Source organism: Nonomuraea sp. B208 (assembly GCF_057536035.1).
Window position 1 is genome coordinate 65,323 of sequence record NZ_BAAJOU010000001.1, and the last position, 20,926, is coordinate 86,248.

29 protein-coding genes and 1 riboswitch are annotated in these 20,926 nt (G+C 75.0%); of the genes, 6 read left to right on the forward strand and 23 right to left on the reverse strand.

Translation table 11 applies throughout. The features are described from left to right. Positions 1 to 14: 14 nt before the first annotated feature. The 3 genes from AC27IY_RS00300 to AC27IY_RS00310 all read right to left on the reverse strand — a co-directional run bounded on the left by AC27IY_RS00300 (position 15) and on the right by AC27IY_RS00310 (position 2,746). Complete coding sequence (locus AC27IY_RS00300; RefSeq protein ID WP_364462634.1) at positions 15 to 836, reverse strand: ABC transporter permease; 822 nt, start codon at positions 834 to 836, stop codon at positions 15 to 17. Beyond that, entirely contained in the window at positions 833 to 1,780 is a 948-nt protein-coding gene (locus AC27IY_RS00305) for an ATP-binding cassette domain-containing protein (protein WP_344216279.1), read from the reverse strand. The genes AC27IY_RS00300 and AC27IY_RS00305 overlap by 4 nt, the downstream gene beginning before the upstream one ends. A 78-nt stretch (positions 1,781 to 1,858) precedes the next feature. Next, on the reverse strand, positions 1,859 to 2,746 hold the full coding sequence (locus AC27IY_RS00310) for a LysR family transcriptional regulator (RefSeq protein WP_487176710.1): 888 nt from the start codon (positions 2,744 to 2,746) through the stop codon (positions 1,859 to 1,861). Positions 2,747 to 2,816: 70 nt separating this feature from the next. Here AC27IY_RS00310 and AC27IY_RS00315 point away from each other — a divergent pair, with 70 nt between their 5' ends. Then, positions 2,817 to 3,542: a CTP synthase C-terminal region-related (seleno)protein gene (locus AC27IY_RS00315; RefSeq protein ID WP_423448114.1), complete on the forward strand. Its 726-nt coding sequence runs from the start codon at positions 2,817 to 2,819 to the stop codon at positions 3,540 to 3,542. Here AC27IY_RS00315 and AC27IY_RS00320 read toward each other — a convergent pair. Continuing rightward, positions 3,526 to 4,398: an NAD(P)-dependent oxidoreductase gene (locus tag AC27IY_RS00320; protein ID WP_487176711.1), complete on the reverse strand. Its 873-nt coding sequence runs from the start codon at positions 4,396 to 4,398 to the stop codon at positions 3,526 to 3,528. The genes AC27IY_RS00315 and AC27IY_RS00320 overlap by 17 nt on opposite strands. Positions 4,399 to 4,490: 92 nt before the next feature. On the opposite strand from AC27IY_RS00320, the gene AC27IY_RS00325 reads away from it, so the two are divergent. Further along, positions 4,491 to 4,850, forward strand: a complete 360-nt coding sequence (locus tag AC27IY_RS00325; protein ID WP_344216289.1) for a winged helix-turn-helix transcriptional regulator — start codon at positions 4,491 to 4,493, stop codon at positions 4,848 to 4,850. 10 nt (positions 4,851 to 4,860) lie between these two features. Here the strand turns inward: AC27IY_RS00325 and AC27IY_RS00330 are convergent, their stop codons facing one another. After that, positions 4,861 to 5,298 carry an SRPBCC family protein gene (locus AC27IY_RS00330; protein ID WP_487176712.1) on the reverse strand — a complete coding sequence of 146 codons (438 nt, stop codon included), beginning with the start codon at positions 5,296 to 5,298 and terminating at the stop codon, positions 4,861 to 4,863. Positions 5,299 to 5,361: 63 nt separating this feature from the next. On the opposite strand from AC27IY_RS00330, the gene AC27IY_RS00335 reads away from it, so the two are divergent. Continuing rightward, positions 5,362 to 6,192 carry a helix-turn-helix domain-containing protein gene (locus tag AC27IY_RS00335; RefSeq protein ID WP_423448118.1) on the forward strand — a complete coding sequence of 277 codons (831 nt, stop codon included), beginning with the start codon at positions 5,362 to 5,364 and terminating at the stop codon, positions 6,190 to 6,192. 5 nt (positions 6,193 to 6,197) lie between these two features. Here the strand turns inward: AC27IY_RS00335 and AC27IY_RS00340 are convergent, their stop codons facing one another. Next, positions 6,198 to 6,935 (reverse strand): SDR family NAD(P)-dependent oxidoreductase, encoded by a 738-nt coding sequence (locus AC27IY_RS00340; protein WP_487176713.1) that lies wholly within the window; start codon positions 6,933 to 6,935, stop codon positions 6,198 to 6,200. After that, positions 6,932 to 7,843, reverse strand: a complete 912-nt coding sequence (locus tag AC27IY_RS00345) for an NAD(P)-dependent oxidoreductase (RefSeq protein ID WP_487176714.1) — start codon at positions 7,841 to 7,843, stop codon at positions 6,932 to 6,934. Before AC27IY_RS00345 ends, AC27IY_RS00340 begins: the two co-directional genes overlap by 4 nt. Positions 7,844 to 7,931: 88 nt before the next feature. Then, a riboswitch (guanidine-III (ykkC-III) riboswitch) is annotated at positions 7,932 to 8,000 on the forward strand. A gap of 16 nt (positions 8,001 to 8,016) precedes the next feature. On the opposite strand from AC27IY_RS00345, the gene AC27IY_RS00350 reads away from it, so the two are divergent. Then, positions 8,017 to 8,340, forward strand: coding sequence for a DMT family transporter (locus AC27IY_RS00350; RefSeq protein WP_344216299.1), 324 nt, complete (start codon positions 8,017 to 8,019; stop codon positions 8,338 to 8,340). 54 nt (positions 8,341 to 8,394) lie between these two features. Here the strand turns inward: AC27IY_RS00350 and AC27IY_RS00355 are convergent, their stop codons facing one another. Further along, positions 8,395 to 9,012, reverse strand: a complete 618-nt coding sequence (locus AC27IY_RS00355) for a DedA family protein (RefSeq protein ID WP_487176715.1) — start codon at positions 9,010 to 9,012, stop codon at positions 8,395 to 8,397. Between the two features lie 71 nt (positions 9,013 to 9,083). Continuing rightward, positions 9,084 to 10,052 carry a helix-turn-helix transcriptional regulator gene (locus AC27IY_RS00360; RefSeq protein ID WP_487176716.1) on the reverse strand — a complete coding sequence of 323 codons (969 nt, stop codon included), beginning with the start codon at positions 10,050 to 10,052 and terminating at the stop codon, positions 9,084 to 9,086. Between the two features lie 61 nt (positions 10,053 to 10,113). Here AC27IY_RS00360 and AC27IY_RS00365 point away from each other — a divergent pair, with 61 nt between their 5' ends. After that, on the forward strand, positions 10,114 to 10,461 hold the full coding sequence (locus AC27IY_RS00365; RefSeq protein ID WP_487176717.1) for a YdeI/OmpD-associated family protein: 348 nt from the start codon (positions 10,114 to 10,116) through the stop codon (positions 10,459 to 10,461). Between the two features lie 7 nt (positions 10,462 to 10,468). Here the strand turns inward: AC27IY_RS00365 and AC27IY_RS00370 are convergent, their stop codons facing one another. From AC27IY_RS00370 to AC27IY_RS00425, 12 genes are all read right to left on the reverse strand, one after another. After that, positions 10,469 to 11,107, reverse strand: a complete 639-nt coding sequence (locus AC27IY_RS00370) for an NAD(P)-dependent oxidoreductase (RefSeq protein WP_423448123.1) — start codon at positions 11,105 to 11,107, stop codon at positions 10,469 to 10,471. A gap of 83 nt (positions 11,108 to 11,190) precedes the next feature. Further along, on the reverse strand, positions 11,191 to 11,805 hold the full coding sequence (locus tag AC27IY_RS00375; RefSeq protein WP_423448124.1) for an SRPBCC family protein: 615 nt from the start codon (positions 11,803 to 11,805) through the stop codon (positions 11,191 to 11,193). Next, positions 11,792 to 12,157 carry an ArsR/SmtB family transcription factor gene (locus AC27IY_RS00380; RefSeq protein ID WP_344216311.1) on the reverse strand — a complete coding sequence of 122 codons (366 nt, stop codon included), beginning with the start codon at positions 12,155 to 12,157 and terminating at the stop codon, positions 11,792 to 11,794. The genes AC27IY_RS00375 and AC27IY_RS00380 overlap by 14 nt, the downstream gene beginning before the upstream one ends. Before the next feature lie 49 nt (positions 12,158 to 12,206). Then, a complete protein-coding gene (locus AC27IY_RS00385) occupies positions 12,207 to 12,812 on the reverse strand; it encodes an energy-coupling factor transporter transmembrane component T family protein (protein ID WP_449952787.1) in 606 nt (201 codons plus the stop codon). Next, the gene (locus AC27IY_RS00390; protein ID WP_449952784.1) at positions 12,809 to 13,483 is read right to left on the reverse strand and encodes an energy-coupling factor ABC transporter ATP-binding protein; all 675 of its coding nucleotides are present in this window, start codon (positions 13,481 to 13,483) and stop codon (positions 12,809 to 12,811) included. The genes AC27IY_RS00385 and AC27IY_RS00390 overlap by 4 nt, the downstream gene beginning before the upstream one ends. Before the next feature lie 12 nt (positions 13,484 to 13,495). Then, a complete protein-coding gene (locus AC27IY_RS00395) occupies positions 13,496 to 14,680 on the reverse strand; it encodes a thiolase family protein (protein WP_449952779.1) in 1,185 nt (394 codons plus the stop codon). After that, positions 14,677 to 16,053, reverse strand: a complete 1,377-nt coding sequence (locus AC27IY_RS00400; protein WP_449952777.1) for an AMP-binding protein — start codon at positions 16,051 to 16,053, stop codon at positions 14,677 to 14,679. The genes AC27IY_RS00395 and AC27IY_RS00400 overlap by 4 nt, the downstream gene beginning before the upstream one ends. 7 nt (positions 16,054 to 16,060) lie before the next feature. Next, positions 16,061 to 16,696 (reverse strand): biotin transporter BioY, encoded by a 636-nt coding sequence (locus AC27IY_RS00405; protein ID WP_344216320.1) that lies wholly within the window; start codon positions 16,694 to 16,696, stop codon positions 16,061 to 16,063. A gap of 92 nt (positions 16,697 to 16,788) precedes the next feature. Continuing rightward, a complete protein-coding gene (locus tag AC27IY_RS00410; RefSeq protein ID WP_487176718.1) occupies positions 16,789 to 17,220 on the reverse strand; it encodes a hypothetical protein in 432 nt (143 codons plus the stop codon). Next, positions 17,217 to 17,735 (reverse strand): GNAT family N-acetyltransferase, encoded by a 519-nt coding sequence (locus tag AC27IY_RS00415; RefSeq protein WP_364462574.1) that lies wholly within the window; start codon positions 17,733 to 17,735, stop codon positions 17,217 to 17,219. Before AC27IY_RS00415 ends, AC27IY_RS00410 begins: the two co-directional genes overlap by 4 nt. 24 nt (positions 17,736 to 17,759) lie before the next feature. After that, positions 17,760 to 18,326, reverse strand: a complete 567-nt coding sequence (locus tag AC27IY_RS00420) for a helix-turn-helix domain-containing protein (protein ID WP_364462571.1) — start codon at positions 18,324 to 18,326, stop codon at positions 17,760 to 17,762. A 44-nt stretch (positions 18,327 to 18,370) separates the two neighbouring features. Further along, entirely contained in the window at positions 18,371 to 19,195 is an 825-nt protein-coding gene (locus tag AC27IY_RS00425; protein ID WP_423470903.1) for a nitroreductase/quinone reductase family protein, read from the reverse strand. A 352-nt stretch (positions 19,196 to 19,547) separates the two neighbouring features. Between AC27IY_RS00425 and AC27IY_RS00430 the strand changes: the two genes are divergently transcribed. Next, positions 19,548 to 19,790 carry a hypothetical protein gene (locus tag AC27IY_RS00430; RefSeq protein WP_487176719.1) on the forward strand — a complete coding sequence of 81 codons (243 nt, stop codon included), beginning with the start codon at positions 19,548 to 19,550 and terminating at the stop codon, positions 19,788 to 19,790. 13 nt (positions 19,791 to 19,803) lie between these two features. On the opposite strand, the gene AC27IY_RS00435 is transcribed toward AC27IY_RS00430, so the two are convergent. After that, a complete protein-coding gene (locus tag AC27IY_RS00435) occupies positions 19,804 to 20,463 on the reverse strand; it encodes a response regulator (RefSeq protein ID WP_344216331.1) in 660 nt (219 codons plus the stop codon). Beyond that, a partial coding sequence (locus AC27IY_RS00440) for a sensor histidine kinase (protein ID WP_487176720.1) occupies positions 20,460 to 20,926 on the reverse strand: 467 nt, incomplete at its 5' end. The genes AC27IY_RS00440 and AC27IY_RS00435, both read right to left, overlap by 4 nt.

A 20,926-nucleotide genomic window follows, 5' to 3' on the forward strand; every position in this document is an offset into this window, starting at 1 on the left:
GCGGGCGCGGCTGGTCAGGCGCGGCGGCGGTAGGCGGCGACGGCGAGCGGGGCGAGCACCGCCAGCATCACCACGCCCGACACCAGCGTCCACACCACGCCGGTGGCGACGGGCCCGCCCAGCATCAGCCCGCGCGCGGCCTCCATGGCGTGGTTGACCGGGTTGACCGAGACCCAGGCCCGCAGCCACCCCGGCAGCGTCTCCTTGGGGGTGACCATGCTGGTGCCGAACGTCAGCGGGAACAGCACGATGAACGCCGTCCCCTGCACCCCGCCAGGCTCCCGCATCAGCATCCCGACCAGCACGAACGCCCAGCTCACGCAGAACGCCAGGAACACCGCGAGCAGGCACGCCGCCAGCACGGGCACGATCCCGGTGTGCGCCCGGAAGCCCAGCGCGTAGCCGAAGCCGAGCAGCACCGCCTCCGCGAGCACGTACCGGATCAGGTCGCCCAGCACCGAGCCGACGAGCGGCGCCGAGCGGCCGATCGGCAGGCTGCGGAACCGGTCGAAGACCCCCTTCTTGATGTCGGTGTTGAGGTTGACGCCGGTCGCCATCCCGCCGAACAGCACGGTCTGCACCATGATCGCCGGGAGGAGGAACTGCAGGTACTCGCCGGTCGAGCCGGCGACCGCGCCGCCGAGCAGGAACACGTAGACGACGACGAACACGACCGGCTGCAGGGTGACGTCGATCAGCTGCTCGGGGGTGCGCAGGGTCTTGCGGACGCTCCGCCCGGCCAGGGCGAGGCTGTGCCGGGCGAGCCGGAACGGGCGCCGCCCCTCCTCGCCGTGGGCGGCGGCCCGTGAGGGGGCCGCGGTCCCGGTGGTGGTCATGCGGCGCTCTCCTGTCCGGTGCGGTGGCCGGTGAGGGTGAAGAAGACCTCGTCCAGGCTGGGGAGGCGGAGCGACAGCTCGGTGACGGCGAGTCCGGCCGCGTCCAGGCGGCGGACGATCTCGGTGAACGCGGCGGCGTCGTCCACCGGCACGGTCGTCACGTCGCGGCCGGCCGGCTCGGCGGGACGGCCGGCGACCGCCGCGGCGATGGCCGCCGCCTCGGCCAGGCGGGCCGGGTCGGCGGGGCGCACCAGCACGGTCTGGCCGCCGACGACGCGCTTGAGCTCGGCGGCGGTGCCGTGCGCGATCACCCGGCCGTGGTCGACGACCGAGATGGCGTCGGCCAGGGCGTCGGCCTCCTCCAGGTACTGGGTGGTGAGCAGGACGGTGACGCCGTCGGCGACGAGGCGGCGGACGATCGCCCACACGTCCTCGCGCTTGGCCGGGTCGAGACCCGTGGTCGGCTCGTCCAGGAAGATCACTTCCGGCCGGCCGACGAGGCTCGCGGCCAGGTCGAGGCGGCGCCGCATGCCCCCCGAGTAGGTCGCGGCGCGCCGGTCGGCGGCCTCGGCCAGGCCGAAGTCCGCCAGCAGGCGGGCGGCGCGGGCCTTGGCCTCGCCGGAGCGCAGGTCGAGCAGGCGGCCGATGAGGACGAGGTTCTCCGTGCCGGTCAGGTCCTCGTCGACGGAGGCGTACTGGCCGGTCAGGCCGATGAGGCGGCGGACGCGGGCGGGGTGGCGCACGACGTCCACGCCGGCGACGGCCGCGCGGCCCGCGTCGGGACGCAGGAGCGTGGCGAGGACGCGTACGGCGGTGGTCTTGCCGGCGCCGTTGGGGCCGAGGACCCCGAGGACGGTGCCGGGCGGGGCGGACAAGGAGATGCCGTTCAGGGCGGTGGTCTCGCCGAAGCGTTTGACCAGGCCCTCGGCTTCGAAGGCGTACATGGGGCCCATCGTGGGGGGCGGCCCTGCCGTTTCCCGCACAGAACGCTGTCAGCCCCCGCGAACCGCCTGACAGCCGCCTCAGCCGGTGAGCGCACGGGCCAGGTCGGCGGCCGGGCCCGGCGGCAGCGTGCCGTGCAGGAGCTCGACGCGGTGGACGAGGCGCGGCGCGGACACCGGCACCCCCACCGCGCCCCCCACCGCGCCCGCCACCGCACCGCCCAGGACGGTGGCGGGCAGCAGGGTCAGGCCGTGCCCGGCGGCCACGAGGGCGATCAGCGTGCGCACGTCGTCGCCCCGATGCTCCAGCGCCACGGGGAAGCCGTCGCCGACGAGGGCGCGCAGCCGGGACAGCGGGCAGAGCGGCGTCCGCAGCCAGCGCGCGTCCGCCAGGTCGGCCAGCCGCAGCGCCGCCCGCCCGGCCAGGGGATGGCCGGCGGGCAGGGCCACGACCACGTCCTCCTCGCCGACGCCCGCGGTCGTCATCGGCCCGGCGTCGGGCGGCCGCAGCGGGTCGCTGGGCGCGGCGAGGCCGTCGACCAGCCCGAGGTCCGCCTCCCCCTCGGCCACCAGCGCGGCGACCCGCTCGCGCCCGCACGTCACCACGGTCACCTCCAGCCGGGGCCGCGCGGCGCGGGCCCGCGCCAGCCGCTCGGCGAGGGCGGCGGTGAAGCCGAGCGGGGTGACGGCCAGGGCGATCCGGTCGCGGGGCGCGGCGGCGGTCCGCAGCACGTCGGCGCGGGCCGCGCGCAGCCGCAGCAGCAGCGGCTCGGCGTGCTCCAGCAGGCGCCTGCCGGCCGGGGTCGGCTCCACGGGACGCCGGCTCAGCAGCGGCAGGCCGAGGTCGGCCTCCAGCGCGGCGATCTGCTGGGAGATCGCCGACTGCGTGTAGCCCAGCTCGGCGGCGGCGGCCGAGAAGGAGCCGCGCCGGGCCACGGTCACGAACGTCGTCAGCAGATGAGGGTCCATCAGCACCCCTTATAGCAGGTGCAGGAATCATCGTTGGCGCTTCACCGGTAGCGGCCGTCACGATGGTGGCATGAGAATCGCCCTCGTCGGGGACCGCTCCCCCAGCGTCCGCTCGCACACCCGCGTCCCCTGGGTCATGGAGGCGCTGCGCGAGCACGACGGCATCGCCCTCGACCCCTACTGGATCCCCACCACGGACGTCGCCGCCGGGCTGGACGGCTTTGACGGCGTGTGGCTGCTGCCCGGCAGCCCGTACCGGGACGAGGCGGGCGCGGTCGAGGCCGTGCGCGTGGCCAGGGAGGGCGGCCTGCCGTTCCTCGGCACCTGCGCGGGCTTCCAGCACATGCTCCTCGAGTACGCCCGCCACGTGTGCGGCCTGGACGTGGCGCACGCCGAGAACGACCCGGCCGGCCGCGACTTCCTGCTCACGCCGCTGGCCTGCTCGCTGGCCGGTCACGAGAGCCTGGTCCGGCTCACGCCCGGCACCCTCATCGCCCGGATCGTGGCCGCGCCGGAGACGCTGGAGTCCTACGTCTGCTCGTACGGGCTCAACGAGTCCTACCGGGACGCCCTGACCGCGGGCGGGCTGGTCTTCTCCGGCCACGCCGCCGACGACGGCACTGACGACGGGGCCGCCCGCGTCGCCGAGCTGCCCGGCCATCCGTTCTTCCTGGCCACGCTGTTCCAGCCGGAGCTGGCCGAGCGGGACGGCCGGCCGCATCCGGTGATCTCCGCGTTCGCCGCCGCCGTGGCCCGGCACGGCGCGGCGCGGCGGGCCGTCAGGCCGGTCGCCTGATGCTCTCGATGATCCTGGCGAAGCCCTCCTTCCCGTGACCGGCGTCGACCTGGCGCTGCACGAGCTGCTGGACCATGTCGACGACCTCGGTGCTGATGCCCTGCTCGGCGCTGGCGGCCACGAGATGGCTGAGGTCGGAGAACTCCAGGCTCTGCTGCCCCGGCACGGTGTAGTCGCCGCCGTCGATCACTGCGGCGAATCCTTCGAAGCCGCCGGTCATGGCGGTCAGCCACGGGGCGGCCATGGCGGCGAACTCCCTCGCCGTCACGCCGGCCGGGGCGACCATGGCGGCGCCGTGCATGAACCCGGCGAACATGACGTACATGCCGGAGAGGAGCGCGAGGTCGTACAGGGAGGCGAGGCCGGCGTCCGCGCCGAAGTAGGTGCTGCTCCCCCACAGGTCGAGCAGGTGCTTGTGCTCGTGGAAGGCGTCCGCCGACCCGCTGTAGAGGACCGACGACCCCGGCCGGCCGATCATCTGCGGCACGGCCATGATGCCGCCGTCGAGGTACGCGACCCCGGCACGCTCCGTCCAGACCGCCATCTCCCGTGACTGGGCCGGTGTCGTGGTGGTGACGTTGACCAGGGTCCGGCCGGCCAGCTCGCCCGCGAGCGGTTCGAGCACCTCGCGGACCGAGGCGTCGCCCAGCAGGCAGACGATCACCAGCTGGCCGGCCCGCACCGCGTCACCGGCCGTGGCGGCGGCCCGCGCGCCCTGCGCGACCAGGCGGTCCGCCTTGCCCGGCGACCGGTTCCACACCGTCACCGGATGCCCGGCCGCCACCAGGGCGGCCGCGAGCGCGCCGCCCATCTCTCCCAGGCCGAGAACGCTCACTTGAATGTCGTGGTTCGTCATGGCCCCATCCTGTCCACTACCGGTAGGGTTGACCAGTACGGACTATTTAGTCAGGTACTCACCAGAAAGTAAGTACGGCTGGGAGAGAGCGGATGGCGTCATCGGCACGACGGGGTCCCTACTTCTGCGGCATCGACGCGGCCATGGACGTGGTCGCCGGCAAGTGGAAGTCCCTCATCCTCTGGGAGCTGCACCACCACGGCACCCGCCGGTTCGCCGAGCTGCGCCGCGGCCTGCCGGGCGTCAGCGAGAAGATGCTGGTCCAGCATCTGCGCGAGATGGAGGAGGACGGCCTGGTGCACCGCGAGGTCTACCGCGAGGTGCCGCCGAAGGTCGAGTACTCCCTGACCGAGCACGGCGTCTCGCTCAACGCGGCGCTCGCCCCCCTCGGCGCCTGGGGCACCGAACGCATGGGGCGCATCGGCGCGGCGAAGGTCTCCGTGGACGCCTGAAGCCCCGAGGTCACCTCCGCCGCTCGGCCGCCGCCAGGGCGGCGAGCTTGCGCAGGCTGTGGCGGAACACCGCCTTGGCCGCCGGCCGCACCAGCGGCCATCCGGCCCGCCCCAGCGCCCCGAACGGCGCCAGCAGCTCCTCCGACCAGATCACCCGGCTGCCGCTCCCGAGCGGCCGCACCCGGAACGCGCCCCGGCCACGCACCGGCCGCCCGGTGTGCTCCATCACCACCAGCTCGGGCGGCTCCCACCGGGTGATCGTCATCGTGTCCATGAACCCGACCGGCCCCACCCCGGTGTAGGCCTCGACGGCGTCAGGGGCCACCTGGCGGGTGCTGGTCAGGAACATCCACTCCCGCTGCCTGGCCCAGTCGGTGAGCAGCGCGAACACCTGCCCGGGCGGCGCCGCCACCTCGACGGCGGCGCCGACGTACACGGCTCTGCCCACGTCGCCTCCTGTCTCTCCTCGCTCCCCCTACCCCGCGCGCCCGGTGCTAGAGTCCCGTCCGGGATGGACGACCTGAGCGAGCATCTGCAGCCGGTCCCCGGGCAGCGGCTGCGCTTCGGCCACGGCGCCGAGGGCATCGAACGGCTGGAGGCGAGACTCGTCGGCGCGGCGTTCGCCACCCACCGCCACGACACCTACGCCCTCGGCGTGACGCTGTCCGGCGTGCAGACCTTCCGCTACCGGGGCGAGCGGCGGCACTGCCTGCCGGGCGAGTGGCACGTCCTGCATCCCGACGAGCCGCACGACGGCGCGGCCGGCACCGACGAGGGGTTCGGCTACCGCATCCTCTACGTGGATCCGTTCCTGGTGCGGGAGGCGCTGGGCGGCGGGCCGCTGCCGTTCGTGGCCGACCCGATCGTCGCGTCGTCAGGGATGGACCCGTCGCTGCTGGCCTGCCTGCGCCGGATGGACGAGCCGCTGGGCGCGTTCGCCCGGCTGGAGGTCGCGGTGCTGGTGGCCGACGCGCTGCGCAGGCACGCCGGCGGCCCCGTGCAGGACGGTCCCGGGCCGCTGGCGGTGGCGGCGCTGGCGCGGGTGCGCGAGCTGATCGCGGCCGACCCGGCCGCGCGGCTGACGGTGGCGGAGCTGGAACGGGTGTCGGGGCTCGACCGGTGGACGCTGGCCCGCCAGTTCCGCGCCGCCTTCGGCACCAGCCCGACCCGGTTCCGCACGATGCGCCGGCTCGACGTCGTACGGCGGGCGCTGCGGCACGGCACGCCGCTGGGCGAGGCGGCCCTGGAGGCGGGCTTCGCGGACCAGGCCCACATGACGCGCATGTTCAAGCGCGCCTACGGCCTCACTCCGGGCCGCTGGCTGGCCGCCCTGCGCCCCTAGCTGTGCTACAGGCCGCCGGCGACGTTCATGACGGCCCCGGTCACGTACGACGCCTCGTCCGACAGCAGCCACGCCACCGCCGCCGCGATCTCCTCCGGCCGCCCGGGACGCCCCAGCGGGACCCGTTCGGCCACCCGCCATGCCCGTCCGGGCTCGCCCGCCCGCGCGTGGATCGAGGTGTCGATGGTGCCCGGCGACACGGCGTTGACCCGCACCTCCGGGGCGAGCTCCTTGGCCAGGCCGATCGTCATGGTCTCCACGGCGGCCTTGGTGGCGGCGTAGGCGACGTACTCGCCGGGCGATCCGGTGCGGGCCGCGACCGACGAGATCGTGACGATGGCCCTCCCGCCGGGCGGCCGTCCCCGCCACCGCCGGGCCGCCTCCCTGCACAGGCGCAGCGGCGCGACCAGGTTGACCTCGACCACGCGCCGCAGGTCGTCGTCCGTCAGCTCGGCGAACGGGCCGAGCCGTCCGGTGACGCCCGCGTTGTTCACCAGCCCGGTCACCTCGCCCGTCGCCTCGCCCATCGCCTCGCCCATCGCCTCGGCCGCGGCGAACAGCGGCCCGGGGTCGTCCCTGACGTCGTGGCGCAGGCCGCGGACCCGTGGCCCGAGCCGCCGTTCCAGTTCCCGCGCCTCCTCGTCGGAGCCGGAGTGCGTGAACAGCACGCTCGCGCCGTCCGCGCTCAGCCGCTCCACGATGCTGCCGCCGATCCCCCGTGAGCCGCCGGTGACGATGATCACGCTGTCCGTCCTCTCTCCGTCCTGGCCTCGATCGCGCGGATCACGGCCACCATGTCGAGCCCGCCGTGCCCCAGCCGCAGCGTCTCGGCGAACAGCGCGTGGCAGACGTCCAGCAGCGGCGCGGCCACGCCGCGCTCCCGCGCCGCCTCGGCGATGAGCCGGTTGTTCTTCAGCACGTCCGCGATGGCCGCCTGGGCGGCGAAGTCGCCCTCGACCAGTTTGCGGGCCTTGACCCGCGAGACGTCGCTGGCCATCGGCCCGGCGCCGAGCACCCGCGCGAACGTCTCCATGTCCAGCCCGTGCCGGGCGGCGAAGTGTGCCGACTCGGCCAGTCCGCTCACCATCGTGATGAGGAACAGGTTCACCGCCAGCTTCATCAGCAGCGCCCCGGGGACCGGCCCGCACGGGACCGTCCCGGAGCACATCGGGGCCAGCAGCGGCCGTACCTCCTCCACGGCGCCCGCCTCGCCCGCCAGCATCGCCACGAGCCGGCCGGCCTCGGCGGGGCCGCGCGAGCCCGACACCGGGGCCTCCACGTACCGGCCGCCGGCCGCGAGCACGTCGCCGGCCAGCGCCGCGGAGTACGCGGGCGCGGTCGTCCCCATGTGCACCACGATCCGGCCGGACACGCGCGACGCGAAGCTCGGGGTGCCGCGGCCCAGCACGGCGTCCACGGCGGCCTCGTCGGCCAGCATGAGCAGCACCACCCGCGCCAGCAGGAACAGCTCGTCCGGGTCCGCCGCCACCCGCGCCCCGGCCGCCCGCGGGGCCTCGGCGCGGGACGGGGTCCGGTTCCACACCGCGAGCGGCGTGCCGGCCCTGGCCAGATTGACCGCCATGGGCTGCCCCATGAGGCCCAGCCCGGCGAACCCCACCGTCATCCGCTCCACCTCCCTCTCCAGCGGCATCCGTTGTAGCGGAGGGAGGGGGCGCGGGTCTTGAACGGTTGTGATCGGGCAGACCGGAATAGGAGCGGCGGACGGGCCGTTGTCGTGGACGCGGGCCCCGATCCGGTGGCCCGCCCGGACGAGACGCGCCGTACCCGGCCTGCAAAGACGACGCTCCCTGGGAAGGAGCCGTCATGGCCTGGTTGTTGATCATCGCCGCCGGTCTGTTCGAGGTCGTCATGGCCTACTCGCTCAAGCTCACCAACGGGTTCTCCGCGCTCTGGCCGAGCGTCGCCTTCGGCGTGTCCGCGGTGCTGTCGTTCGGGCTGCTCGCGATGGCGCTGAAGAACCTGGAGGTCGGCACCGCCTACGCGGTGTGGACCGGCATCGGCGCCGTCGGCACCGCCACGCTCGGCATGATCGCGCTCGGCGAGGACACGTCCCCGCTGAAGCTGATCTCGATCGGGCTCATCCTCCTCGGCGTCGTCGGCCTCAACCTGGCCGGCGCCGGCCACTGACAGACAGATCCCCGCCCTCGGGCCGGGCGGCCCGAGGGCGGGGATCTGTCCGGGTCAGCGGCGCGCCGCCTTCTTCTCCTTGCGCCGCTCGGCCACCCGTACCCCGATGAACACCAGCACGGCGGCCACGACGATCCCGATCACCACGTTGGTGCCGACCCCCACGTACGTCTCCACGAGGTGCCACTGCTCCCCGAGCAGGTAGCCGGCGTAGACGAAGATGACGTTCCAGATCAGGCTGCCCCCGGTGGTGAGGAGCAGGAACATGGGCAGCGGCATGCGCTCCACCCCCGCCGGGATGGAGATGAGGCTGCGGAAGACGGGGATCATCCGGCCGAAGAAGACCGTCTTGCGGCCGTGCCGCTGGAAGAACGCCTCGGTCTTCTCGATGTCGGACGTCTTCAGCAGCGGCATCCGCTCCACGAGGCGGATCACGCGGTCGCGCCCGAGCATCGCGCCCACCCAGTACAGCGCCAGCGCCCCGACGACGGAGCCGATGGTGGTCCACACGAGCACGTCCAGCAGGTCCAGCTCCCCCTGGCTGGCGGTGAAACCCGCCATGGGCAGGATCACCTCGCTGGGCAGGGGCGGGAAGAGGTTCTCCAACGCGATCGCGAGGCCCGCCCCTGGGGCCCCCAGCGTCTCCATCAGTCCGATGAGCCAGTCAGTCATGAGCCTCAAGGCTAGAGATGATCAGATAAGTTCGGAATGAGGCTGCTGCCCGGCCCAACCGGGGGTAAACCTCACCCCTCCGGCCGCACCCGTGCCTCGGGCGCGTAGCGGGCGACGAGTTCGGCGCCGATCCTGGCCAGCTCGGCGCGCACCTCCTCCGGCTCGACGACCTCCGCCTGGGCGCCCCAGCCGGCGAGCTGCTCGGCGATCGACAGGGCCATCGGGGCGGCGACCCGTACCCGCGCCCGGCCGTCCGGCTCGTGCCCGAGCACCTCGCAGTGGCGTCCGAAGTGGTCGCGCAGGACCCCGGCGTGCCGCCCGGCGACGAGCACCACCGCCGTCACGAGGGAGCGGCGGCGCTCGACCTCGCCGACGACGCGCTCCCATTCCGCCGCGAGGTCGAAGCCGTCCGGGCGCTCGGCGGGCAGCTCGGTGGGCTCGGCGGCGGCAACGCGGTCCACCCGGTACGTCCGCCGCCCGGCCTCGGTGGCCGCCACGAGGTACCACAGGCCGTCCTTGTCCACCAGTCCGAGGGGATCGACCAGCCGCTCGGCCGGCTCGCCGCCCTTGCGGGCGTAGGTGAGGCGCACCTTGCGCCCGGCGACGACCGCGTCCTGCAGCGTCCGGACCAGGGCGGGCGGCTCCCGTCCCGCCTCGCCCCAGCCGGCCGGGTCCGACACCACCGCCCGCGCGGCCGCCTCGGCGTCCGCGCGGAAGGTGGCCGGCAGCGCCCGTACGAGCTTGCGCAGGGCCGAGGTGAGCGCCGGCGCGGCGGGCGTGGCCGGGCCGAGGAGCAGGAACAGCGCCCGCGCCTCGGCGGCCGTCAGCCCGGTCAGGTCCGTACGCGCCCCGCCCACCAGCGACCAGCCGCCCCCGCGTCCCGGCTGCGGGTAGACGGGGATGCCCGCGGCCGACAGCGCCTCCAGGTCGCGGCGGGCGGTGGCGACGGAGATCTCCAGCTCCCCGGCCAGCTCCGAGGCGGTCAGGCGGCCGCGTCCCTGGAGCAGGAGGAGGGCGGCGACCAGGCGGTCTGCGCGCATGCGTTCATCCTGGCAGGAAAAGGACTCAGGGGATGAGCACTTTGGGCGCGATGATGGACCCATGGAGATCTTCGAGGACGCCGCCGCCTGGCGGGACTGGCTGGAGCGGCACGCCGGCAGCGCGAGCGAGGCGTGGGTCGTGCTCGCCAAGAAGGGCACCGTCGAGCCGACCCGGCTGACGTACGAGGAGGCGGTGGAGGAGGCCCTGTGCCACGGCTGGATCGACGGGCTGACCCGCTCGCGGGACGCGGCGACCTACATGCAGCGCTACACCCCGCGCCGGCCGCGCAGCGCCTGGTCGCGGTCGAATGTGGACCGGGTGGCGCGGCTGACGGCGGCCGGCCGGATGCGGCCTGCCGGGCTCGCGGCCGTCGAACGGGCGCGGGCCGACGGCCGCTGGCCCGCCTGATCCCTGGTCAGGAGGTCACGTACACGACGTGGCCGGCGCTCTCCGGATCGTCCAGGAGGGAGAGCATGCAGTCGGCCGTGTCGGCGCGCACGGTGCTGTGGCCGCCCCTGACGCAGCGGTCCCAGGAGGTGCGGTAGCGGCCGGTCGGCGGGGCGTCGCGCAGCCGGCCGGGCCGGACGACGGTCCAGTCGAGGCCGGCGCGGCGCAGCAGCTCCTCCGAGGCCGCGAGGTCGGCGTAGGAGTGGCGGAACAGCGGCTGCACGATGAGCGGCTTGAGCACGTACCGGGTGAAGGGGCCGTCGCCCGCGTCGGCCACCATGCCGGCCGCGCCGACGGTCAGCACGCGCCGCACGCCGGCGCGGCGCATGGCCTCGGTGATGGCGGCGACGCTGCCGGAGTGGACGGTGGTGGGGCCGCGCTCGCGGCTGCCCATGGCGCTGAGCACGGCGTCACGGCCCGCGACGCCGGGGGCGACGGCGGCGGGGTCCATGACGTCGGCCTCGACGACCTCGACGCGGTCACGGAGCCCGGCGGGCAGCCGGGCGGCGGCGCGTACGACGGCGGTGATCTCGTGGCCCCGGTCGAGGCCCTGACGGACCAGTTCGAGCCCGATGCCGCCGGTCGCTCCGAAGACTGCCAGCCTCATGGGCGTCCCCTTTCCCGGAGGGTTAGTGAATGTTCACTCACCACCCTACCTCCGAGCCCCGCCGCCCACCCGGCCGGTCCGATCTAGGCGCCGGGCTCCGGGGCGTAGAAGGAGGTGACGGCGGTGACGTGGGCGGCCGCCTGCCCGGCCGGGATGCCGGCCGCCTCCTCCGCCGCGCCCCACGCCCGGGCCGAGGCGGTGATGACCTGCCGGCCCTCCGGGGTCAGGTGGAAGGTGTCCTCACCTGCCTTCTCGCCGCCGGCGAGGTGCAGGGCCAGGCCGAGCAGCCCGAGGTCCCAGCCGACGCCGACCCCGCCGCAGCCGAACCCCTCCCACATCTCCGGCGGGACCTCGGCGACGTGGCGCAGCTCGAACAGGGTTGCGCCGCCCTCGGACGTCAGCTCGACCGAGACCTCCGACAGGCCGGGGGCGTCGCCCATCGCCCAGCTCACCTTGAACCGCCGGGGCGGCACGCACTCCAGGATCTCGCCGCCGGCGTTGCCCTCGAACTGGTATCTGCCGCCGAGCCGCAGCTCGCCGCTCACCGGCAGGAACCAGCGCTTGAGCCGGTCGGCGTCGGTGCAGGCGTCCCACACGTCCTCGATCTCGGCCTCGTAGCGGCGGCGGATGACCAGCTCCTTGCGCTCGCCGTCGAACAACTCCCGGTGCGCCCGGGTGATCTCGTCAACCATGTTCATCAGGGGTCTCCTTCTTCTCGGTGGCCGGTCTGCGTTCGCGCCTGCCGCGGGCCAGCTCGGTGGCCAGGGCGTCGAGGCGCTGGTCCCAGAACCCGCGGAAGCGCTCCAGCCAGAGGTCGACCTCACGCAGCGGCCCGGCCTCGACGGCGTAGAGCCGCCGGGTGCCCGCGGCCCGCACGCTGGCGAACCCGTTGTCGCGCAGCACCCGCAGGTGCTGCGAGACGGCCGGCTGGGAGATGCCGAACTCTTGCTGGATGACGGCGGTGACCTCGCCGGAGCTTCGCTCACCGCCGGCGAGGAGCTCCAGGATCCGGCGCCGGACCGGATCGCCGAGGACGTCGAATGCGTGCACGACCTGAGTATTTCAGGCCCTACTTATATAAGTCAAACTTGAGATAAGGTCAGTCGTCCAGGCCGCGGGCGCTCAGCGCCTCGCCCAGGGCGTCGGCGTGCCGCAGCGCGCCGACCACCAGCGGCACCGCGAAGGCCCGCAGGCTGCGCTCGACCCCGCGGGCCCGCTGCGCGTCGCGTACCCGGCCCGCCAGGTCCGCCAGCACCGGCACCGTCCTGATCGTCAGCGACAGCAGCAGCGACAGCCGGAACGGGTCCAGCCCGACCAGCCGCGCCGGGGCCATCAGCCGCTCCAGCACGGCCATCATGTCCGAGGTGCGCGTGGTGATCGTCACCAGCCCGGCCAGCGCCACGGCCACCACCACCCGCAGGGTCGTGACGGCCGCCCCCTCCACGCCGACGAACGCCCACTGCAGGGCGAACAGCGCCACCGCGAACCAGCGCACCGGCCGCACCTGCGCCCACGCCGCCGCCACGCCGACGCGGGACAGGGCGTACAGGGCCGCCGTGAGCACCGCCGCGCCCCCCAGCGCGAGCGGCGAGCTCAGCAGCACCAGGGCCGTGCAGACGACGGCGAGCCCGGCCAGCTTGGCCCCGGCGGGCAGCCGGTGCAGCGGCGAGGCGCCGGGGACGTAGGCACCGGTCCTGCCGTTCACGCCATGAGCTTCCGGTAGTGGCCGACGGCCTCCTCGGGCGCGCCGTCGGCGACCACGCGGCCCTCGTCGAGCACGAGCACGCGGTCGAAGCCGGCCAGCAGCGGCAGGTCGTGGGTGACCACCACCACCTGCTGCGGCAGCTCGCGCAGCAGGTCGGCCACCTGGCGCGAGTGGCGCAGGTCGAGCAGCGTGGTGGGCTCGTCCATGACGATCACCTGCGGCTCCAGGACCATCACCGAGCACAGCGCGAGGAGCTGCTTCTGCCCGCCGGACAGGTGATGGGCCGGATGGTCGGCGTGACCGGCCAGGCCGTAGCGGCCGAGGACCTCGGCGACCCGCCGGTCGGCCTCCTCGCGGGGCAGGCGGTGGCGGCGCAGCGAGAACGCGACGTCCTCGGCCACCGTCGGCATGACGATCTGGGCGTCGGGGTCGGTGAACAGGAAGCCGACGTCGCGCCTGATCCTCGCCGCGTGGCGGCGGGTGTCCAGGCCGAGCACGGTCACGGTGCCGGACGTCGGCAGCGCCAGGCCGTTGATCAGGCGCGCGAGCGTGCTCTTGCCCGAGCCGTTGGCCCCGACCACGCCGATCCGCCGCTCGCCGAGCGAGGCGGTGACGCCGCGCAGCACGTCCCGCTCGCCGAGCCGGACCCGCACGTCCGCGAACTCGATCACGTTCCCCCCACTTCACACCACCTCGAACAGGGCCGCCACGCCCATGCCGCCGCCGACGGCCGCCGCGGCCAGGCCCAGCGTGCCGGGCGGGGCTCCGCCGCGTACCAGCCGGGTGAACAGCCGGGTCACCACGACCGCGCCGGTCGCTCCCCAAGGGTGGCCGAGCGCGAGCGCGCCGCCGCCCGAGCAGACGCGGCCGGCGTCGGCGCCGAGCGGGTCGAGCCCGAGGGCGTCGGTGACGGCCAGCACCTGGGCGGCGAACGCCTCCACGAGCTCCACGGCCGCCACCTCCTCGATGCCGGCCCCGGCACGCGCCAGCACGCGCCGTACGGCGGGGACCGGGCCCCAGCCGGGCAGCGCGGGGTCGCAGCCGGTCACGGCCCCGGCGACCAGCCGCAGCCCGGGCCGGCCGGCGCGCAGCCGTTCCGGCACGACGGCGACGGCCGCCGCGCCGTCGCTGATCGGGGAGGAGTTGCCTGCCGTCACCGATCCCGCTGACGGGGGCGTGGTGAACGCCGCCGGAAGACGGGCCAGGGACGTCACGCGCAGCGGGCGCGGGCGCTGGTCGTCGTGCCGGCCGCCGACCGGGACGATCTCCTCGGTGAACGCGCCCGCGTCGCGGGCGGCGAGCGCGGCCGCGTGGCTGCGGGCGGCGTAGGCGTCCTGGCGGGCGCGGGTGATGCCGCGCGCCGCGGCCAGCGCCTCGGCGGCGGGTCCCATGTCGGGGTCCGGGTGGCCGTCCGGCGCGAACGGCGCCCGCGCGTAGGGCTCGCTCTCCCCCCTGCGGGTACGCAGCGGCGCGGTCGAGGCGCTCTCGGCCCCGCCCGCGATCACCAGCTCCGCCTCCCCCGCCCGTACGGCCTGCGCCGCCACCAGGATCGCGGCCAGCCCGCTGCCGCACTGCCGGTCCACGGTGAGGCCGGGCACCTCGTTCCCCAGCCCGGCCGCCAGCGCCGCGACCCTCGCCACGTTGCCGCCGGGGCCCATGCAGTTGCCGAGCACGACGTCGTCCACGGGGCGTCCATCCAGGCCGGCGCCGAGGCGGGCGTCGCGGGCGACGGCGGCGACGACCGGGGCGGCCAGCAGCTCGACGGTGAGGTCCTTGTAGGCGTGCCCGGCCGTGCCGATGGGCGTGCGGCGGGCCGCCACGACGACGGGCGCGGCTGGATCGGCCGCCCTGATGCCGGAGCCGGTCACGTCAGCCGCCTGATGCCGGGGTCGCCGCCGGCCAGGCGGGACGCGACCAGCGCGCGGGCCGGCTTGCCCGCGCCGGTGCGGGGCAGGCTGGGCACCGCGTACCAGCGGCGGGGCCGCTGCGCCGCGTCCAGCCCGCTCCGGGCCACCGCCTCCAGCAGCGCCCGGGGCGGCGGCGCGCCGCCGTCGCCCTCGACGACCGCGGTCACCACCGAGCCCAGGGACGGGTGCGGCGAGCCGATCACCACGATGTCGCCGACGCCGGGCACCTTGCGCAGCACCTCCTCGACGTCCTCGGGCACGACGGTGGCCCCGCCGGTCTGGATCGCGCCGTCGCCGCGCCCGCGCAGCCGCAGCGGCTCCCCCGGCCGGTAGGGGTGGGCGACGTCGCCGACGGTCATCCAGCCGTCGCCGTCGCGGCGGAGCGGCCCGCTCGCGCCGCCCAGGTAGCCCTCGGCCAGCCAGGGCGAGCGCGCCCACACCTCCCCCAGTCCGCCGGCGCCGGGCCGGACCTCGATCTCGGTCTCGGGGAACGGGCGCAGCCCCGCCCCGTCGGCGTCGGCGGCGACGAACGACAGCTCGCTCGCCCCGTAGTAGGCCACCACCCGGATGCCGGTCCGTTCGGCGGCCGCTCGTACGCCGGGGGCGAGCGCGGCCCCGCCCGCCACGGCGGCGCGTACCGATCCGGGGGCGGCCAGCACAGTGGGCAGCAGGTGCGGCACCAGGTGCACGACCGTGGCCCGGTCCAGGTGCGCGGCCAGGCCCTCGGGGCCGCGGCCCGTCGGCCGGCGGCCCGGGACGAGCGCGGTCGCGCCGATGGCGAGGGCGTGCACGGCGGCGAAGGCGTACAGGGAGGACCACAGCGGTCCCGGCACCAGCACCACGTCGTCGGCGCTCATCCCGGCCAGGTCCGCCAGGTGTGGGAACGACCCCGTCCAGGAGGCGCGGGTGCGCACGATCGCGCGGGGGCGGCCGGTGCTGCCGGAGGTGAAGCAGGCCCAGGCGAGGTCGCCGGGCGCGGGAGCGGGGACGATCGCGGGGCCGGGCGCGGCCGGCAGCGGCTCGTCGACCAGCAGGTCCGGGGGTGCGGCGGCGAGCATGCGCGCCCAGCGCGGCCGGTCCCAGGCCGGGTCGCCGACGAGCGGGGTGGCCCCGGCGAGGTCGGCCGCCAGCACGGCGGTCAGCAGCGCGACCGGGTCGGCGAGCCCGATCGCGACGAGCGAGCCGGGCCGTACGCCCAGGCCGCGCAGCCGCCGCGCGGCGCCGTGGACGTCGCCGGCCAGCCCGGCGTAGGTGAGCTCGCGGCCCGGTCCGCGGAGCGCGACGGCGCCGGGGCGGGCGGCGGCGTGCCGCAGGACGTGTGCTGCTACCGGCATGAACCGCTCAACGCCCCCAGCCCGAGCGGAGCCGTTCGCGGTGCACGGCGGGCACCGCGTCCGGATAGGCGCGCTGGACGCCCCGCGCCACGACCGAGGCCAGCACCGCCTTGATGACGTCGCCGGGCAGGAAGGCGGCGCTGAGCGCCGCGGCGGCCGGCAGCGACGCGCCCGTGACCAATGCCTGCACGGGGATGCCGAACAGGTAGATCACGCCGATGCCGCCGACCAGGCAGGCCACGACGAGCTGGAGCAGGCTCGGGCTGCGGCCGGCCCGCTCGGTGAGCCAGCCGGTCACGGCCGCGCCCGGCAGCCAGCCGATGAGGAACCCGGCGGAGGGCCCGATGAAGGCGCCCAGCCCGCCGCGCCCGCCCGCCAGCAGCGGCAGCCCGGCCGCCACCAGCACCAGCAGGACGGCGACGGCCAGCGCGCCCCGCCACGCGCCGAGGATCACCCCGGCCAGCATCACGCCCAGGGTCTGGAGCGTGATCGGGACCAGGTTGCCGAAGACGTTGACCGAGCCCGGCAGCCCGAGCACGGCGATGAGCGCGGCGAACACCGCCACCCTCGCCAGGTCTCCGGTGGGGAACCGTCGCCACTTGCCTGCATTCTTCATGAAGTCGATCTCACACCAGAACGGCATGCTTCGGTCATGGAGGGTTCCCACAACAATCCGGCCGTTCATCTGCGATCGAACGATACCCTCCGGCAGCCGGTGGACAGGTTGAGGGGTCTTCACACTCTGGCGATGAGCACGGACCATGCCGCGTCAGCCGGAGCACGAATCAGGACCTTGCTCACTCTCAACGGCCCCTCGGGATACGCATCCAGCTTCGTGACGTTGTACCGCCCGAAGCAGGCATGGCCTCCCCGGAAACGGCCCTCGATCTCGATGGTCAAGCTGCCGCGGCTCCCCGTGCAGTCGATCGCGATGCGGTAGTCGGTGGTCAGCTTCACTTTGCCGGTCCACGACACCGTTCCGGCCCGCGGCTCGACGTGGTGCAGGGCGATCTTGCCCTTGACCTTCTTCGTCAGGTCGACCAGCGGCCGCGCCGTCACGGACGGGCGAACCGGCGTCGGCATCGCGGCCGGCGCGGCGGAACAACCGCAGATCATCAGGACGGACAGCAGAAGTCCGAGGCATCTGCGCGTCGGCACGGTGATCACCGGAGGTCCTTGTAGAAGAAGCTGCAGGCGGCCGGCGTGCCGTCCGGGGAGGCGGCGTAGCCGGGGACGATGCCGTAGCGGGTCCAGCCGCCGGTGAGGTAGACGTGCTCGGCGGTGCTGCCGGTCTCGGTGTCGAGCATCAGCAGATGGACGCCGGCGGCGAGCGCGGCCCGCTCGGCGGTGGCGAGCAGCGCGCGGGACAGGCCGCGGCCCCGGGCGTCGCGGTGGACCATGAGCTTGATGATCTCGCCACGGTAGCGGGAGTTGGGCTTGGTGGCCAGGGCGAGGCCGATCGTGCCGGCGACGCCGGAGTCGTCACGGGCGACCCAGACCCGCAGGGTGCCCGCGGCCACGGCCGGGGCCTGGGCCCGCCACCAGGCCGCGGCCTCCTCCAGGCTGAACGGCGACAGGAAGCCGACGGACGCGCCGTCGTCCACGGCGTCGGCGAGCAGAACGGCCAGATCCTTGATCGCGGCGTCGAACTCCTCGGCCGGCAGCAGGTCGATGGCGTACATGCGCGAGGTCCTTCCAGTGGGGGGTCAGGGCAGGACGACGAGGATGACGTAGCGGGCCGGGCCGGGGCCCGGGCAGTGGAAACGCGAGGCGCCCCACAGCAGGAAGCGCAGGCAGTCGCCGGCGTCGAGGGCGTGCGTGCGGCCGTTCGCGGTGATCTCGACCGTGCCTTCCAGCACCCAGATGTGCTGCTCCAGGCCGGGGACGGGCGGCACGTCGTACGCGATGTCCGCGCCGGGCCGCAGCGTCCCCTCCACGACCTCGCCGCGCAGCCCCGGGTGCGGCGGCGAGACCGACCGGCGGACGAAGCCGGACTCCTCGTCGCGCCACACCCGCTGCTCCGCCGCGCGCACCAGCAGCGGCGGCTCCGTCTCGACCTCGGCCAGCAGCCGCGACAGGGTCCGCTCGTAGACGGCGCAGAGCTTGTTGAGCAGGGCGGCGGTGGGGCTGATCTCCGCGCGTTCGAGCCTGGACAGGGTGGAACGGCTGACGCCGGCGCGGGCGGCCAGCTCGTCGAGCGACCACCCGCGCTCGACGCGCAGCTCCGCCAGCCGGCCCGCGAGCCGGGCGTCCAGCTCCTCCGCGCTTCTCATATCCGGGATGTTATCCCACATCCGGGACAAGCGGCGGAAGAGGACTACAGGGCGTTGAGCAGCGGGACGAGCTGCTCCTCCTCGTAGTCGAGATGCGCCTCCAGCTCCGCCGTCAGCCGCTCCACCTCGGCCAGCAGCGCGTCCGGGGCGACGTCGTCGGCCGCGAGCAGCGTACGCAGCTCCTCCAGCAGCCGCGCCACGACGGCGTGCTCGGCCCGCAGCCGCTCCAGCGCCGGCCCCAGCTCCGGATGGCGTCCCTCCAGCCCGGGGAACATGAAGTCGTCCTCGCGCGCGTGGTGCACGTGCAGCCCCTGGCAGAGGGTCAGGCAGTTGACCTTGAGCTGGGCGGCCACGCGCGGGCCCGAGGCGGCGACCTCGGCGCGGATGAGGGCCAGCTCCCGGCGGAAGGCGTCGTGCAGGCGCTTGAGCCCGTCGCCCATCGGGCCGGCGGGCGGGCCGGGATCGGCGGCGACGAGCGCGACCACCGGCAGGACGCGCCCGGACTTCGTCTCGTAGTCGGCCCATCCCGGGCTCTGCTCGACGGCGCGGGCGAACAGCCGGTCGCGTTCCTCGCCCGTGAGCACGACCGCCTCGGCCTGGTAGGTGAACGTGCCGTCCTCGACGGTGACGCGAGGGTCGGCGCGCAGGTTGTGGTACCAGGCCGGGTGGCGGGGCGAGCCGCCCGCCGAGGCGATGACGAGGACGCGGTCGCCGTCGGGCAGGCACCCGACCGGTACGGTGTGCGGCGCGCCGCTACGGGCGCCGGTGGTGGTCAGCAGGAGCAGCCTGGCGCCCTCGAAGGGGCCGCCGACCCGGCCGCCGTTGGCGCGGAACTCGTCGATGATCTGCTGGTTGAAGTCCATGGGCATGCGTGTTCGTCACTCCGTGCTTGGGTGTGTGCGAAGTCGGCGGGCATGGGAGAACCCGCACGGCATGCCGTCAGAGCGAGCGGGACGGGCCGACTACACCGTCCGTGGCATGGGATGACGCGCGGGGATCCGGTGGTCAGGCACGACCGAACGTGTGAGTGTTCACGGCGTCATCCCCTTTGATCGGGCGCCTCCATGCCGCCGCCGTACACCCCGGCCGGCGTCACGCGACGCGACGGCCATTACACGCGCCTTCTGTGGATCTTGTCAAGCGCGGCCGGGAACGTTATCCGGGGCGTGCGGCGGGAAGGGAGATGCGATTCCGGGCGAATCCCACGGGAGGGACGGTCGTATGAGCATGCCGCCGTTAGGGACGCATGTCTGGTTCGGCGACGACAGCACGTTCTCCATGGACCTGCGCGTGACCGTCGTCGGCCGGACCCCGGCCGACCTGCGCGCCCGCGCGCTCGACGAGGCCCGCCTGTTCTACGGCGGGCGGGCCGAGCACGCGGGCGTCACCGTTCTCAGCGCCGACGTGGAGAAGGCGGACGACGGCTACCGCGCGACCGTGGTGTTCCGCCAGGTGACCGGCTGAGCCGCGGCCCCCGTCAGGGGGCGTCCGTCAGGCGGGTCTCGTAGGCCCAGGAGGCGATGCCCACGCGGTTGCGTACGCCGAGCTTCGCCTGGATGGCGGAGATGTGTCCCTTCACGGTGCTGAGGGAGATGAAGAGCTCGGCGGCGATCTCCGGGTTCGTACGCCCCCGCGCGACCGCACGGGCCACCTCCGCCTCGCGCTCCGACAGCGGCGACGCCGGACGCCGGTCGCCCGGCGCCTGGCCGGCGGCCGTGACGTGGCGGAGCAGGCGCAGGGTGAGCGACGGGGAGATCAGGGCGTCTCCCGCGCTGGCCGCCCGTACCGCCTCCACCAGCAGGGCCGGTCCCGCGTCCTTGAGCACGAAACCGACGGCACCGCCGCGGAGCGCGCCGTGGACGTACTCGTCGAGGCCGAACGTCGTGACGACGACCACCCGCAGCGGGGAAGGGACGCCCGGCCCGGCGAGCGCGCGGGTCACCTCGATGCCGTTCGCGCCGGGCATCTGGACGTCGACCAGGCACACGTCCGGACGCAGCCGCCGGGCCAGCGCGATCGCCCGGTCGCCGTCCGCGGCCTCGGCGACGACGCGGATGTCGGGCTGGTCCTCCAGGATGACCCGCAGGCTGGCCCGGACGAGCGCCTGGTCGTCGGCGAGCAGGACGCTGATGCTCATGGCGGCTCCGATCCGGTGGGCGGGGGCAGCGGGAGTGCGGCGCGCACGCACCAGCCCGGCGTGCCGGGGCGCGGGCCGGCGTGCAGGGTGCCGCCGAGTGCCGTCACGCGTTCGCGCATGCCGAGCAGGCCGTAGCCCGTGGCGGCGCGCCGGCGGCGGGCGGGGGCGGGCGGGGCGTCGTCGGTGATCTCGACGGTGAGCGTGCCGGGCTCGCGGGCGACGGTGACGTGGACGGAGCGGGCTGCGCGGGCGTGGCGGGAGACGTTCGTCAGCGCTTCGCGGACGACGCGGTAGACGGTGCCGGCGATCTCCGGCGGCCAGGCGGCTTCGTCCTCGTCGTGCGCGGGCAGGCGCAGGTGGACGGGCGGGCCGTCGAAGCGGGCGGCGAGGCCGGCGAGGGTCTCCGGGGGCGGCGCGGGCGGGGCCGCGTCGCGGAGCAGGCCGACGAGGCGGCGCATGGCGG